Genomic DNA, 14,654 nt, shown 5'->3' with positions numbered 1-14,654 from the left:
GTGTTACAGCAAAAGTCCCTTGAGCACCTTTCTTTTTCTGGAATGCCCATGTCTTCTTTCCGTTCGATTCAGGTCGTCAATGTCCGTTGGTTCAACGCCACAGCGTGGTATGGGCTGGAGCTCGCCCGCCTGCTCAATGCTGCGGGGCACGAAAGCCGCGTCGTGGCTTTGGCGGGCACGGAAACCTTCGCCAAAGCCGAGGAAATGGGGTTGCGTCCGTTGTCCATGCCGCTGAATGCCAAAAATCCGTTGGAATTCCCCGGGCTCATCCGTGACATGGGGCGCCTTGTCCGCGGGTTCCGGCCCGATGTGGTGAACTGCCACCGGGGGGAATCCTTTTTGTTCTGGGGGCTGCTCAAAGGCATGGGCGGATACGCGCTTGTCCGCACGCGAGGGGATCAGCGGCTCCCGAAAGGGAACCTCCCCAACCGGATTTTGCACACGCGGGTGGCTGACGCGGTTATCGCCACCAATTCGGTGATGGCCCGCCACTTCGCGGAAAAGATGCATGTACCCGCCGAGCGGCTGCATATGATTTTGGGCGGCGTGGACACGGAGCGTTTCCGGTTTGATCCTGAGGGCAGGGCGGAAGTCCGTGCCCGATATGGCTTTACGGATGACGAATGCGTCGTTGGCCTGCTCGGACGGTTTGATCTCGTGAAGGGGCAAAGGGAAACCATCGCAGCGCTGGCGAAGCTCGTAGATGAAGGCGTGCGGAACATCCGGCTGCTGCTTCTCGGCTTTTCCACGGCGACGCTTCAGGAAGAGGTTGAAGCGTGGATCCGTGAGGCGGGCATGGAACGGTATGTGACCATCACCGGAAAAGTCCCGGATGTGGCGGCCTGCCTGTCCGCGCTAGACGTGGGGGTGGTCGCCTCCTTGTGGTCTGAAACCATCGCCAGGGCCGCGCTTGAGATCATGGCCTGCGGGCGGCCGCTCGTATCCACCTCTGTGGGGGTCATGCCGGATCTGCTCCCCGCGTCGGCACTGGTTGCGCCGGGGGATGTGGACGCGCTGGCCGGCGTATTGCGGCGGGCGGTGACGGATGCGGCTTGGAGGCGTGATTTGGCCGGGCATTGCTCCACGCGCATCATGTCCCTCCGGGGCAAGGATTTTCTCGAACAGACGTTGGCTGTCTATGCGGAAGCGTGCCGTCGGCGGCATTCATCCTAGGGCTGTCCGGCTTTGGGATGGTGCTGTTTCAAGACGGCCTGCTTCATGGCAGGCTGGAGCGTGTCGTCAATTGTATATAATCTATTGAAAATATTAAATTATTTCTCGAGCTATAAAATATATTTTAATAGTTTCAAATAGTTACTTCTTGAAGAACGACACGGCCTAGGGATTCGATAAATGAAAAGGCTGTGTTATAGAAAATGGTTGATGCTTTTTTCCTTGAAGCTCCAAAGGGATAACCGGCAAAATGCCTTAGCCGTGGATCCCGCCAAGGGGAAAACCTGAGAAAAAGGCTGTATTTTCACCGCACTATGGAGATGAAACAGCCACAAACTATAGCAGAGCCAATGAAAAACTTTTGAAAGGAAGAGGGGAGAAGCGCGGGGAGCTCCCATTTATTCAGAAAAGGCTTTGTTTTATAGAAGGGTTTGTTTTTATAATATATTGAAATAATTTATATTTTTAATAAAATTAGTGATTTGGCATTTATATTTTCAAAGAAGATCATCCTTCTCAATTACCCCATAAATCCTTTCTTAGTACAGAGCCTCAGAAAAAAGTTTCACCCCAATGTCGAGCTATGCGCCTGTTACGGCCGCCGCCGGAGGCGGGACGGCGTAATGGCCTCGCCAGTTGTCGTTGAGGCATGGAGAAATCGGGAGTATGTCCTTGACCTCTACTCCCGAATGCTCCGCGACAGAATCATCGTGCTGGATACAGCCATTGAAGACTGGACGGCAACGATGATCACCAGCCAGCTTTTGTTTCTGGAACAAGCCAACCCGTGGCAAGAAATAGCTCTTTACATCAATAGCCCCGGAGGGCTGATCTCAGCGGGGCTCGCCATTTATGACACTATGCAGTTCATTGCCTGCCCTGTGGCAACCTGCTGTATGGGGCAAGCCGCCAGCATGGCAGCCGTGCTGCTCGCCGCAGGTTCACCGGGAAGGCGTTTTTCATTGCCCCATAGCCGAATCATGATCCACCAGCCACACGGCGGCTATGCCGGGCAAGCGTCCGATATTCAGATCCATGCACAGGAAATTACTCGTCTGAAAGGGCTTCTGACCGATATTCTTGCGGAACACTCCAGAATGGGCCGTGAGGAGCTTGAACCAATGCTGGATCGAGATACTTTTTTATCTCCTCAAGAAGCACTGGATCTAGGGATTATCGACAACATTATCAAAAAGCGTTGATCCCTGCGAGCGACTTTGTATTGATATATCCCGTTTCGTTACTAGCCCCTACCACCTCGGCAGGGGCTTTTCGTTTGCTTCCGGGGAGGAGTTGGGATAGATTCCTGCTGTGGGGCACGCCTCCCGAAAGGAGGCAACCCCATGAAGCACTTCCTGCGGGACGTCGCAGCGCTTGCGCTCGCCACGGAGGATTTAGCTGGGAATGATTATGTTATCAAAACAACCATTTTGCAGTATTCCCCCGGTAATGCTTTTGCCCGCTGGATGCTTCCCGGTGCAGGAGCTACCAAGCTCGTTACCGAAAGTGAAATCTACACCCTGGAAGGCGTGCTTGTGGCTAAAATCCCTGTGAATCGCAGTATCGCCGCTGGCGGAGGATACACCATCGGGGCATGGAAAACTATTTTTGATGATGTGGCGCAGGAGATTGTAAAAGTCCTCAAAGAGCAATTACTTGGGATAAAGAAAAACAAAGACTAGGGTTACTGAATAGCATAATAAAGGCGGCTCCGAAGAGCCGCCTTTCGTTTACTTTAAATCTTTGCCACAGAACCTACATACTGCCGCATCCTTGAGGATCAGCTCTTTGCAATATGGGCACCTGACGCGCTGGGAATCGTCTTGCTTTTGTATTGGGCCAAGAATCAAAATAATAATGACTGCAAAGGGCAAAAAGAAACAAACCAATGACCAGATCCAAGCTTCCCTGTTTTTGTTTTTAGCGAGCTTGTATCCAAGAACAGCAGAAATAACAGGGATCAGGCATATAAAAATTGCATACAATTCAAAACCGCCAATTCCATACATAGCGTAATCCTCCTCACATCCGCACATCACAGGATGGGAAAAAAGTCAAGAATCGAAAAAATTTTTCCAGATTTTTGCGCGCCCTAATTCCGCAAAAACGGTGCATAGCGTAGAATTGCCTGTAAAAAGGACTATTGCTCTATGCCCGTACTTTTTCTTGGAATTGACGCCAGAGGTATAAAATCTGGTGCCGCACAGGCAAAAGATGCCCTTGGTGGAGTATCGCAGGCTACTGAAACTCTGGACAAGAAAACCGCCTCACTTTCCAAGACATTTGACTCAGCATTTTCTCGGACAAAAGGGAATGCTCAACAGTTGCGCTCCCTCGCACAGCAACTTGTAGCAGTTTATTCCGCCTACAAATCACTGAGCGCCCTTGGCTCAACTTTAAAACTTGGTGTTTCGACGAATCAGGAATGGGAAGAATCAAAACTTTCCATTGCTTCCGTTATTGCCGCAACCAATACACTTTCTGATTCTCAGGGAAAGGTATTGGAAGGCGCTGAAAAATTTACTGCGGCGCAAGAGCTTGCCGCCCAGATGATGGAACGTATTCAGGTGTTGGGGTTGCAGACCACGGCGACGACTCAAGACCTCGTAAACGGAGTGCAGGGCATTATAGCCCCTGCTACTCGCGTAGGTATTGAGCTTGAAAAAATTCCTGATCTTGCCGTGAATATTGCCCAGGCAATGGGTGCGATGAAAATCCCGTTGGAGCAAATGCGGACCGAGGCAGAAGCACTACTTTCTGGCAATATTAATAGAGCACAGGATATTCTTGCGACAAATCTCGGAATAACCGGGGAAATGGTCAGGAACTGGCAAAAGCAGGGCACTCTTCTTCAGGAGATCAATATAAGGCTTGAATCATTTAGGCTATCCGGGGAAGCCATTGCGGATACATGGACAGGTCTGACGAGTAACCTCGAAGAATATATACAATTTATTTCCCGTGGTGCAGGGGAGGGGCTCTTCGAGAACTTAAAGCAGGCTGTCCGTGAGATTCAGAAGACTCTTGTTACGACCAATGCAAAAACTGGATATGCCGAAATTTCTGGTGACGTTAAAAATCTCGTTGCCGCCTATAAAGAGCTGAACAATTTCATAGGGGAGCGGCTTTTATCTGCGACTCGTTCTTTTTTAAATGCACTGAAAGAACTCAACGATCCTGAACAGCTTAACCAATTGAAAGAGACTCTTTCAAATATATGGGATACAGCAGGTGATATTGGTAGCCGTTTGACCTCTATTATCGGTTGGATAGGAGATGTTGCGGTTAAAGCAGCAGATGGCTGGAACCGTTTACCTGAACCCATCCGTGAAGTAGGGTTGATTACTGCGATCCTAGCTGGCCCAAAAGGTATTGCCGCTGTAGGAGGATTGACTTCACTTTATTCATCTTTCTCCAATTCTCTTTTGGCAATTGAGCTTGTTCAAGCTGGAATTATCGATAATCAGGATGTGATGTTTAAAAATAGCGAAGAGCTTGCAGAATATCTTGATAATCTTCGGGAGCATCCTGAAAAATTATATGAAAAAGAAGCCGAACTCAATAGAGCCATTATTGAAACAGAACAGCAACTAAAGTCGATTTCAGATTATGGAAACCCTTTTATGGAGGTGTATTCTGGTGCTGATGCTCTTCAATCTCGGCTTAGTAGTTTAAACTCCCAATTGAGTACGCTACGAGAATTTTTGGGAACTAATAAAAAGGCAGTACAAATAGAGGAGACTGGGGGAACTCCATACATTCCCAAAAAAGAAATTAAAAATAAACCCAATACAGGTAATAATAAGGCGCTCACTGAAAGTCAAAAAAATCGTATTGAATCTGCAAGAAGAGCCCTTGAAGGATATCGAGCCGAGATTGAACGTCTTAAAGGCAGCGGAGATGATTTCGGAATCAACCTGAATAAAAAACTTGTCGAAATTGCAAAAAATGCCAAGAACGCCGGGCTTTCCATGTCGGAAATGAAGGCGCTCCAAGACGAATATTCTCAAGCAGCTATTGCCAAGCACTATGAGGACATTGCTAAGGCTATTCAAGATGTAGATCTCCAAATTGCCAATATGCGCGGCGATACAGCAAAAGCGCAGATGATGGAACTGAGCAGACAATCTGAGGAATTAAGAAAACGCTTAATTGCCTTGGGGGAAGCGCCAGACCGGGTTGCCGCTAAGGTTGAAGAGTTCAGAAAAGCCTTTAACTTACAATCTCAGATCAAAGACGCTCAGGCAGCAGCCGATTTTTATAAAGAGCTTGCTGAATTATCTGGTGATTATGGGCGGTCTCAGGAATACACCAATACTCTTTTGGCATTGCAGGCCGATAACCTTGTTCGGAATGTAGGCATTACCAGAGAACTTGCTGATGAATGGCTGCGGCTCCAGAAAATCCAGAACAGCCGGGAAGCATGGGCCGGGGCCTATCGTGCAACACAGCAATACTTCTCAGAGGCTACTAACCTCGCGCAAGGGTTTGAGAATGTTACGACAAACGCCTTTTCCGGCATGGAAGACGCGATAGTGGAATTCGCTTCTACCGGGAAGCTATCCTTCTCGGACATGGTGAATTCCATGATTTCCGATCTTATCCGTCTGACGGTGCGGGCTAACATTACCGGGCCATTGGCTGGTGCATTGGGCAGTGGCCTGACGAGTTTGTTCAGTCTTGGAGGTGGCGCTGCCACGGCGTCGGTTATGGATAACCCCATCTCAAGCGGCTGGGCAAATTCCTTTATAGGCAGGAATTCATTCGCTGCTGGCGGGGTTTTCTTCGGCGGCGACCTTTCATCATACCGGAACGGCATCGTTTCCAGTCCGACATTCTTCACCCATGATCGGCATATTTCCCGTTACGCCAAGGGTGCTGGCCTCATGGGCGAGGCCGGGCCGGAGGCCGTCATGCCGCTCGCGCGGATGTCTGGCGGGTATTTGGGCGTTCGGGCGGAAACGGGTACTTCCCCACAGAACATCAACATCACCGTCGAGCTTGAAAACCGTTCAGGGCAACCGCTCCAGGCGTCTCAGGGGGCCGCGCGTTTCGACGGGCGGAAATGGGTGGTGGGCGTCGTCATCGATGCTTACCAGAACAACGAGATGAACATGCGTAACGTGCTCAACATGAGGTAGTCATGGATTACTGGCCGTCATATATACCGAAACCTTCTTCGCTTTCGGAAAGCGTCGATGATCCGTACATCGAGGCCACATCCGAGACCGGCGACGATGCGGCCCGCGTCCGTTATTCGAAAGAGCGGCAAGGGCCGACGAAACTGACGTGGAAGATCATGCGTCTTGGCGATTTTGTGGCCCTCAAGCAATTCTACGCCGACCACCGGGCCATTGAGTTCCTTTGGCTGCACCCCTCCCGTGGGCTGACATACAAGACGCGGTTCGTGTCTTCCCCTATTTCGTCTTCTGAGGATGGAAAGTCTCCGTTTGTGGCGCAGGTTGAGGTCACGCTGCAAATCGTTGAGCTTGCGCCGACCGAACAAGAGCAACCGTCCGTATCCGATCTCATGGATACAATTAATGCGGGGGCTGATAAGGCGGTTCAGGCGGCGATTGACGCGGAACAGGCTCGTGACGATGCGAAGGACTACGCCAAAAAGGCCGCCGCAAGCGCAAAGGAAGCGGCTGATACGGCGGCAGAGATACCCGCCGCCGTGGAAGCGGGCATCGAACGCATTGAGGAGGCGGGGGCGGCACAGGTTGAAGCCGTCAATTCAGCCGGGACTACCCAAGTATCCAAGGTAAACAGCGCCGGGACGAAGCAGACTACAGCCGTCAATTCAGCCGGGACGGCACAGGTATCAAAGGTGAATAGTGCCGGGACGGCACAGGTTAAAGCCGTGGAAGACGCCGGAAGTGAGCAAATAGCGGCGGTTAAGAGCGAGGGGAAAGCTCAGACGGCTGCTGCAAAAAAACAGGCCGATGCGGCAGCAGCATCCGCTGAGGAGGCGGCCGAACGGCTGGCAGAGTTCAAGGATCTTGGCGCTGCGGCAAAGACGCTCGCCGCAGGCTCGAAGGCTACGGCCAGTTTCGATTCGTCAACAGGCATCCTCACCATCGGTGTCCCAGAAGGAAAAAAAGGGGATAAAGGCGATCCCGGAACATTTCTTAAAGACGGGGTGACAGTTATCGCCAATGCCTCTGGAGAAGCTGTAGCGAAAGACCTGGCAATCGGCGGTGATGCGTCGGATCTGGCTTCTGACCGTGGGCAGATTGGCAATATTCCTACGACACGCATCGCGGATTTAAATACTTTTTTGGAATCTGGCGTTTACCGGGTAAAGTGGGGTGATGATAATAATCCCGGCTTGAATACACCTCCAGGCACCGCCGTCAATGGTATAGTCTATGTTGCTTCATGTAAGAATGCCGTCGGTAAAATCATGGAATGTCGTCAGATTGTATACCGGTTAGGTACGCCGGGTAGTAATGACTGGAATATTTTCACTCGTGAGATGATGTCGGGCGGTACGTGGTCGCCGTGGCGTTGGATATTGACGGACGTTTCTCTTGGCGATGGGCTCTATTTCACCAATGGAAAGGTATCAGTCCCGAACTACGAAGGTGCGACGGCATCGACCGCCGGGACGAGCGGCCTTGTACCACCCGCAGCCGCCGGACAGCAGGAAAGCTTTTTGACCGGAGGCGGGGAGTACAAGCCAGCGCTCACGAAGATTTCGGACAGCGTGAACTTGGCGGACTCGAAGACGGCGGCGTCCACTAAGTCTGTAAAAACAGTGTACGACAGCTTGGAAGCCTTACGCCTCTCTTTCCTCGGCGTCCCGCGCTACTGGCGCTCGACGACCCTCCCTGAGAACCATGTCTGGGCGAACGGAGACCTTGTCCTGTTCTCCGACTGGCCTGAACTGAAAAAAGTCTATGATGACGGTGGATTTGCCGGGATGCTGCTCGCTTATAATGCCGACAGTGCAACCATAGCAGCAAACCTTGGCAAGTGGCGTCCCAATGCGGCTAAACCCACGGGATTATATGTCCCTAAGCTGGACGGCCAGTTTTTCCGAGCTTGCACGGGCGCGGGACAAGCTGGTGAGACTGTCACGGATAAAGGACGACACATTTCCGGCACATGGGTGACCGGATGGAATTCGGCGTTCATACCGACAATCGGAACGGGAGGCGCGGTCTATACAATCTCATCCCAAGCGAATGAACCCGTCTACAGTTCAAATATAAAAGTAAGCCGGCCTTTTAATGTAGGATTCGATTCAGCCCTTGTATGGGATGAACATGATGGAGATGAGTTCGTACCGGCCCACGTACATATCCCTTTGATTCTATACATGGGACGGACTGCCTAAATAGAGTATAACATGGAATCCATTTTGTTCAGCAACATAGCCATATCTATGTACATGCGCACGGAACTCATCTGTCTCCCAACTCCCGGCCTCTCTAGCCGTAACAGTAGGCCCCCAAGCTCGGAAAGGCTTCTTTTAAAGCATAACCAACAATAAAAGGAATAAGATATGACCATGCCTCAAATGTATATGTACGATTTGAATACCGGAGAATACACAGGCTGCCGTGATGCAACTCTGCGCCCGAACGGTGAACCAATTCTTGATGCCACCGGCGCGACGCCTGTTGCTCCACCCACCGCTATTCCCGATGGATGCATTGCCCGTTGGAATGGCAATGCGTGGGAGACGGTGGAAGATCACCGCCAACATATGGATGAACGCGGTCGTAAAAAGGGTGGGACGCCGTACTGGCTTCCCGGTGATACGTGGCGTTCAGAGCCCCGGTATATGGAGGAGCTTGGGCCGCTCCCGGAAAGCGCATTGCTTGAGCGCCCGGAGCGTCCGCTCGACGAATATAAGGCAGATAAGCGCCGGGAAATCGCTGCGGGCCATACGGCGGCGTTGACGGCAACCCTGACTATGCCCGCCGAATCCCCGTCCGCGGCGGAAGTGGCGACGGGAGCAGCGCTTTTCGCTGTTGACGACGCCGAGGGGCTTGCCGACGTGCAGACGATCTTGATCGCGAGGAGGGACGAGTTGCTGGCGGCTGTAGAAGCGGCACAACGCCGAGAAACGGTCTCGGAGATCGTGGTCTCTTACCCGGTCTAGCGGTGAAATTTATGCAGAGGCAGGGGGGAGTTATGCAATAATAGGTAACTTATAATTCTACGGCGGGAAGCTGTACCTCGCCAAAGCCGACATGCCCGCCTGTGTCTGGACTCCCGATACAGCCGGACTCTGGCAGTGGGAAGAAGTGCAGGCGTGAGCGTCATGAATACCTTTACCGGAGTGAAGCGATGACGAAACTTTCCCAACTTATCGAGCGCAACCGTCGACATTCAGAATCGCCCTACATCCTGCTTCTGGAGGCCGCATTGCCCATGCCTTTCCAAAGTCCATTTGCCTAAAGGAGGCTGTGAGATGGATTGCACTTTTGCCAGCGACAATACCAGCGGCGTACACCCGAAAGTGATGGAAGCCCTGAACAAGGCCAATGTGGGCGCGGCGGAACCTTACGGAGACGACCCGTGGACTGCCGAAGCCGAGGGCTGTTTCAAGGCGCTGTTCGGCGATGACGTCGACGTGTTCCTTGTCCCGCTCGGTACGGGCGCGAACGTGCTTGGGTTCAACCGTATGATACGCTCGTGGCACTCCGTTCTGTGCAGCGACATGGCCCACACGCACACCTCGGAAAGCGGGGCTGTGGAAGCTATCGTGGGCTGCAAGATGACCCCCATCCCCTCCGTTCACGGCAAGATTTCCGCAGGGGCCCTTTCCGCATATCTGACGGATATGGGCAGCCCGCACCACAACCAGCCCGGCTTGGTGGCGCTCACGCAGTCCACTGAAGTGGCTACGGTGTACACGCCGGAAGAGATCAAGGCCATTGTCGATGTGGCGCACGCGAACGGCTTGTACGTGCACATGGACGGTGCGCGCATCGCCAACGCTGCGGTTGCGCTCGGCTGTGACGTGCGTTCCTTCACCAAGGATCTCGGCGTGGATATGATGTCGTTCGGCGGTACGAAGAACGGCATGATGATGGCTGAATCCGTCGTTGTCTTCAATAAGGATTTCGTGCGGGATTTCGTGACCCTCCGCAAGCAGAACCTTCAGCTTGCCTCCAAGATGCGGTTCCTTGCGGCCCAGTACATCGCGTATTTCAAGGACGGGCTGTGGTTGGAAAACGCCCGGCACGCCAACAATATGGCCCGCCTGCTTGCGGATCTCATTTCCGGTATGCCGCATGTGGAGCTGGCCCATCCCGTGGAAGGCAACGGCGTGTTCGCCAATATGAAGCCTGAGCATATAGCCGCACTGCAGCGGCAGTATTTGTTCTATGAGGTTGATCCGTCCGCGCATACCGTGCGCTGGATGCTCAGCTTCAATACTTCCGAAGAGCAGGTTCGTGCGTTCGCCAAGGCAATCGGCGCATTGGCATAGAATCCGTTTCTGGAGCCGTGCGGAAAGCCTTTCGGAGATGTTCGGAAGGCTTTTTTTGCGGGAAAAGAACCTTTGTGCGAGGCGGTACGGGAACCCAATGCCTGATCCCGTCGCCGGGGAGAAAAGACCCCCGCGCGAGGCGGCTCGATTGTGATCGCCGGTACTGCGCCGGAAGAGAAAAGCCTTGCAAGGAATCAGGGAAAATCGCCTTGAAAACGCATGGAGCTTTGGGGGGAGTTTTTTCTGGAAAAATGCCCTTTCCGCAAAGCTGCCGGTGCGGGGCCGCTTCCCCTTCCATTGCCAAAGGCTGTCGCGTTTATGGAAGCCCTGTCTCAGCCCCTTGGTGAGGCCTTGTCAGAGCAGTTGTTCCACCTTAGGGCCTGTTCATGCAAAACGAGAATAAACATTAAACATAATTTTTACAGATTGTTATCCATATTTTGAGCATGCTGCATTTTTCTTGGCTCTGTTATAGTTTGTGGTTGTTTCATCTCCACAGTGCGGTAAAAATACAGCCTTTTTCTCCGGTTTTCCCCTTGGCGGGATCCACGGCTAAGGCATTTTTCCGATTATCCCTTTGGAGCTTCAAGGAAAAAAGCATCAACCATTTTCTATAACACAGCCTTTTTCTTCAGCCCTCTTCAATCATGGGAAAAATCTAGCACCGTGTGAACACGCCCTAACACAATATTAAAAAATAGGCTCCGACATATACTATGTGGTTGTGTTATCTTCACAGTATGATGAAACTACGGACATTTTCTCCATCTTTTCCGTCGATGGACGTCATGCTTGGGGCCTTTTATTAGTCATTCCTTTGGGCTTTCAAGAAATAAAGCATCAACCGCTTCCCATGACATGGTTTTGGGGAGCTGGATGCCGTCCTGAGCGGTATGTTTTTGCACAAAGCTATGCTAGGGTATTTCCGGCGCAGCTGCGTCGTCGTCAAGCCGGGTGACGAGCACAGCCCCGTCCGTGAGTTCCGTCAACGCGGCTTCGAGGGCAGGGATGTTCTGATCGGGGAGCAGGAGTTCGTAGGTGGCGTCCACGCCGAAGTTTTCCGAGGCGACTGTGGCCCGATAGTCCGGCAACAGGCGGCGGAAGACCGTAATATGGGGATAGTCGAGGACTACCTCAAGGCGCGCGGGGATCATATGCTCGCGTGTGGGCAGGCTTTCCAAGCCCAGTTTGACCATACCCTGATATGCCCTGACGAGGCCTCCCGTGCCGAGCTTGATGCCGCCGAAGTAGCGGGTTACGACCGCGGAAAGCTCGCCGACCCCGCCGTGCAGCAGCATGGTGAGCATGGGGCGGCCCGCCGTGCCGTGCGGTTCGCCGTCGTCGCTGTAGCCGACCTTGCTGGTTTGGCCGGGCGCTCCGGCGGCGTAAGCCCAGCAGTTGTGGGTCGCGTCGGGGAATTCCTGCTTGATCCGCTCAATGAAGGCTTTTGCCGCCTCTGGGGTCGGCGTATGGGCAAGGCTGACGATGAACCGGCTGCGGCGGATGATCTCTTCGCAGCGGTGCATGGCTTCCGGGGCGAGATCCGGGATGAAATAGGAGACAGACATGGAAATAAGGTGTAGCGTCTGATGGGCGGCGGGTCAAGCTCGCGTCCGTCTTCACCGTATTTCTTGCACTTTTTACAGGGGGATATTTTTTTCTGGAAAAAGTACAGATAAGGCTTTACAAGAGGGCTGGATTCTTATAAACAGGAATCGTTCCTGATTGAGAACCCAAGCAACACATTCCACATAACCTCATCATCCTCAAAGGAGACTCCCATGAGCAAGACCGACAAGAATCTGATGGACGCTTTCGCTGGTGAATCTCAGGCTAACCGCAAGTACCTCGCTTTCGCCAAGCAGGCTGACAAGGAAGGCCTGCCTCAGGTTGCCAAGCTGTTCCGCGCCGCCGCCGAAGCTGAAACCATCCACGCCCATGCCCACCTCCGCAATGCCGGAAAGATCGGCGACACCACCGCCAACCTCAAGGCCGCCATCGAAGGCGAAACCTACGAATTCACCAAGATGTATCCCGACATGATCGCCGACGCCAAGGAAGAAGGCCAGGATCGCATCGCCAAGTACTTCGATATGGTCAACAAGGTTGAAGAAGTGCACGCCAACCTCTACAAGAAGGCCCTTGCCGATCCTTCCTCCATCACCGGCGATTTCTATGTCTGTACCGTGTGCGGCTACACGCAGGAAGGCCCCTGTGACAAGTGCCCCATCTGTGGCGCCGTGGCCGCCGCTTTCGCCAAGATCGACTAGTTCCTGCACCTTAATGGAGTGGGCCGGAACTGTTTTTTAAACAGCTTCGGCCCGCTTCAAAGCATTTGGGCTGAAAAGGTGAGCTGACGGAACGCCGTTACGCAAGCCCGTCAAGTACACCCAACCCAGCCGCAAAAGGGCATCTCTCCCGCAAGGAAGAGATGCCCTTTCTCATATCTGTGTCGCAGGAAACGGTTGATGTTTTCTTGAGGCTCCAGTGGATAACCAATAGCCTGTCTCAACTGGAGCGTTTTCACGTTGAAAATGTCCTTTCGGCTGTGGGAAGCAGGCGGTCGATGCGAAGGCATACGCACGATGCATTTGTGCTGTTCAATGCCGGAACGGACGTGTCTTAAACTTTGGCTGTGTTTAAGTTTGTGGTTGATACAAGATTCCAACTGGAAAGGAAGAGTTCTTTGGAAATTATCTGGAGGTCTCGCAACAATTCTTCAAAACTGGATTTCATGTAATGAACAAAAAATGAGAGAGGCCCACATCACCAGACGTGGAATGAACTTTTATCTATTGATTTTCATTGAAAAAAATCATCAACCGTAAAATTGAACACAGCCTAAACTTTAACATGGGAAAAATGTTAACGTTCCTTTGCCCTATGGAGCCCCGCCAACGGACAAACCGGAGAAAAGGATTGGCTGTGCTATAGAAAACGGTTGGTGTTTTTTTCCTTGAAGTTCCAAAGGATTAACCGAGTAAAATGCCTTATCCGTGTATCCCGCCAAGGGGAAAACCGGAGGAAAAGGCTGTATTTTCACCGCACTGTGGAGATGAAACAACCTCATACTATAACAGAGCCAAAGGATTTTCCCGCCATAGTGTGGGGCTGAAACAGCCAAATCCTATGGCGGGATTATTCCCGCCTTTGGCATTTCGCCAACTGAAACGTCAAGAACCAGCCGCCATGACGGGGCCAAAGGGGAAAGCTGGGAAGAGGGATTCGATAAGGGCAAAAGTCTTTGAAAAAGGAGGGGAGGGGGCTTGGGGGAGGGGAGGGAAAAACTTTCTCCAGAAAGTTTTTCCCTCCCCTCCCCCGAATCCCTATTTCTCCCCATCCTGCGGCAACGTCCTGCGGTGCTTGAGGCTGACGCCCTCGACCATAAAATAGGCGTGCTCGGCGATGTTCTCGGCGCGGCGGCAAACGCGATCCAAGGCACGGGTGATCAGCACGATGTGCATGGACTCCCACGGCTCAAGCGTGCGGTCGCCGACGGCCTGCATGAGCTTCTGGAAAATGTTCACCATCATCTGCGCGGTTTCATCATCGTAGCGGCTGACGGCAAGGGCGCTGGGGGCGTCGCCGTTCTGGAAGGCGAGCAGGGCATTGTGGAGCATGGCGCTCGTACGGGTGCACAGCGCCCTGAGATCCTTTTCCACAATGGAGGGGACGGGCTTGTCCGAGAGCGTGACCTGCTCGGCGACGACGACGGATTCATCCCCGATGCGCTCCAGATCCAACACCATGCGCACGACGCTCATAAGGAAGCGCAGATCGCGGGCAACGGGCTGCGTGCGGGCGAGGATGTTGAGCGTGGCTTCATCGATCTCGTTTTCAAGGTCGTCAATATCCGTATCTCCGTCGAGCACGGCGGCGGCGCGGGGAAGATCGTGATTCAACACCGCGATGGCGGCATCGTCGAGGGCCTGCTGCGTCTTGCTCCCCATGATGAGGAGTTTGGCGCGCAGGTTGTCCAAAAGCTGCTGCGTGTAGTGTTCCTGATAGGCCATAAGGCGTCTCCTTGGCGGAA

11 protein-coding genes are annotated in these 14,654 nt (G+C 52.8%); 8 read left to right on the top strand and 3 right to left on the bottom strand.

The features are described from left to right. Window positions 1–48: 48 nt before the first annotated feature. From AC6I1V_RS05110 to AC6I1V_RS05100, 3 genes are all read left to right on the top strand, one after another. Complete coding sequence (locus AC6I1V_RS05110; RefSeq protein ID WP_486854866.1) at window positions 49–1,173, top strand: glycosyltransferase family 4 protein; 1,125 nt, start codon at window positions 49–51, stop codon at window positions 1,171–1,173. Window positions 1,174–1,796: 623 nt separating this feature from the next. Next, the gene (locus tag AC6I1V_RS05105; protein WP_497736919.1) at window positions 1,797–2,375 is read left to right on the top strand and encodes an ATP-dependent Clp protease proteolytic subunit; all 579 of its coding nucleotides are present in this window, start codon (window positions 1,797–1,799) and stop codon (window positions 2,373–2,375) included. Between the two features lie 141 nt (window positions 2,376–2,516). Then, entirely contained in the window at window positions 2,517–2,855 is a 339-nt protein-coding gene (locus AC6I1V_RS05100; RefSeq protein WP_497736918.1) for a DUF4410 domain-containing protein, read from the top strand. A gap of 48 nt (window positions 2,856–2,903) precedes the next feature. On the opposite strand, the gene AC6I1V_RS05095 is transcribed toward AC6I1V_RS05100, so the two are convergent. Beyond that, window positions 2,904–3,182: a zinc ribbon domain-containing protein gene (locus tag AC6I1V_RS05095; RefSeq protein ID WP_497736917.1), complete on the bottom strand. Its 279-nt coding sequence runs from the start codon at window positions 3,180–3,182 to the stop codon at window positions 2,904–2,906. A 141-nt stretch (window positions 3,183–3,323) separates the two neighbouring features. On the opposite strand from AC6I1V_RS05095, the gene AC6I1V_RS05090 reads away from it, so the two are divergent. The 4 genes from AC6I1V_RS05090 (at window position 3,324) to AC6I1V_RS05075 (ending at window position 10,621) form a co-directional block, all read left to right on the top strand. After that, window positions 3,324–6,314 carry a phage tail tape measure C-terminal domain-containing protein gene (locus AC6I1V_RS05090; RefSeq protein ID WP_497736916.1) on the top strand — a complete coding sequence of 997 codons (2,991 nt, stop codon included), beginning with the start codon at window positions 3,324–3,326 and terminating at the stop codon, window positions 6,312–6,314. A gap of 2 nt (window positions 6,315–6,316) precedes the next feature. Then, window positions 6,317–8,515 (top strand): pyocin knob domain-containing protein, encoded by a 2,199-nt coding sequence (locus AC6I1V_RS05085; RefSeq protein ID WP_497736915.1) that lies wholly within the window; start codon window positions 6,317–6,319, stop codon window positions 8,513–8,515. 168 nt (window positions 8,516–8,683) lie between these two features. Then, the gene (locus AC6I1V_RS05080; protein WP_497736914.1) at window positions 8,684–9,286 is read left to right on the top strand and encodes a phage tail protein; all 603 of its coding nucleotides are present in this window, start codon (window positions 8,684–8,686) and stop codon (window positions 9,284–9,286) included. A gap of 312 nt (window positions 9,287–9,598) precedes the next feature. After that, entirely contained in the window at window positions 9,599–10,621 is a 1,023-nt protein-coding gene (locus AC6I1V_RS05075; protein WP_337431551.1) for a threonine aldolase family protein, read from the top strand. Between the two features lie 914 nt (window positions 10,622–11,535). On the opposite strand, the gene AC6I1V_RS05070 is transcribed toward AC6I1V_RS05075, so the two are convergent. Next, on the bottom strand, window positions 11,536–12,189 hold the full coding sequence (locus AC6I1V_RS05070) for a YigZ family protein (protein ID WP_486854865.1): 654 nt from the start codon (window positions 12,187–12,189) through the stop codon (window positions 11,536–11,538). 213 nt (window positions 12,190–12,402) lie between these two features. Here AC6I1V_RS05070 and AC6I1V_RS05065 point away from each other — a divergent pair, with 213 nt between their 5' ends. Further along, complete coding sequence (locus tag AC6I1V_RS05065) at window positions 12,403–12,891, top strand: rubrerythrin family protein (protein ID WP_302552509.1); 489 nt, start codon at window positions 12,403–12,405, stop codon at window positions 12,889–12,891. 1,056 nt (window positions 12,892–13,947) lie between these two features. Here AC6I1V_RS05065 and phoU read toward each other — a convergent pair. Then, window positions 13,948–14,634, bottom strand: a complete 687-nt coding sequence (gene phoU / locus AC6I1V_RS05060; protein WP_308771537.1) for a phosphate signaling complex protein PhoU — start codon at window positions 14,632–14,634, stop codon at window positions 13,948–13,950. Between the last annotated feature and the right edge of the window lie 20 nt (window positions 14,635–14,654).

The sequence above is a fragment of the Bilophila sp. T19-St14 genome (assembly GCF_059728385.1).
Note: the sequence above shows the minus strand (reverse complement) of the source record. Positions and strands in the feature narration are given on the sequence as shown.

Coding starts and splice junctions, on each gene's coding strand:
- AC6I1V_RS05110 (WP_486854866.1), top strand. CDS start 49: ATGTCTTCTTTCCGTTCGATTCAGGTCGTCAATGTCCGTTGGTTCAAC.
- AC6I1V_RS05105 (WP_497736919.1), top strand. CDS start 1,797: ATGGCCTCGCCAGTTGTCGTTGAGGCATGGAGAAATCGGGAGTATGTC.
- AC6I1V_RS05100 (WP_497736918.1), top strand. CDS start 2,517: ATGAAGCACTTCCTGCGGGACGTCGCAGCGCTTGCGCTCGCCACGGAG.
- AC6I1V_RS05095 (WP_497736917.1), bottom strand. CDS start 3,182: ATGTATGGAATTGGCGGTTTTGAATTGTATGCAATTTTTATATGCCTG.
- AC6I1V_RS05090 (WP_497736916.1), top strand. CDS start 3,324: ATGCCCGTACTTTTTCTTGGAATTGACGCCAGAGGTATAAAATCTGGT.
- AC6I1V_RS05085 (WP_497736915.1), top strand. CDS start 6,317: ATGGATTACTGGCCGTCATATATACCGAAACCTTCTTCGCTTTCGGAA.
- AC6I1V_RS05080 (WP_497736914.1), top strand. CDS start 8,684: ATGACCATGCCTCAAATGTATATGTACGATTTGAATACCGGAGAATAC.
- AC6I1V_RS05075 (WP_337431551.1), top strand. CDS start 9,599: ATGGATTGCACTTTTGCCAGCGACAATACCAGCGGCGTACACCCGAAA.
- AC6I1V_RS05070 (WP_486854865.1), bottom strand. CDS start 12,189: ATGTCTGTCTCCTATTTCATCCCGGATCTCGCCCCGGAAGCCATGCAC.
- AC6I1V_RS05065 (WP_302552509.1), top strand. CDS start 12,403: ATGAGCAAGACCGACAAGAATCTGATGGACGCTTTCGCTGGTGAATCT.
- phoU (WP_308771537.1), bottom strand. CDS start 14,634: ATGGCCTATCAGGAACACTACACGCAGCAGCTTTTGGACAACCTGCGC.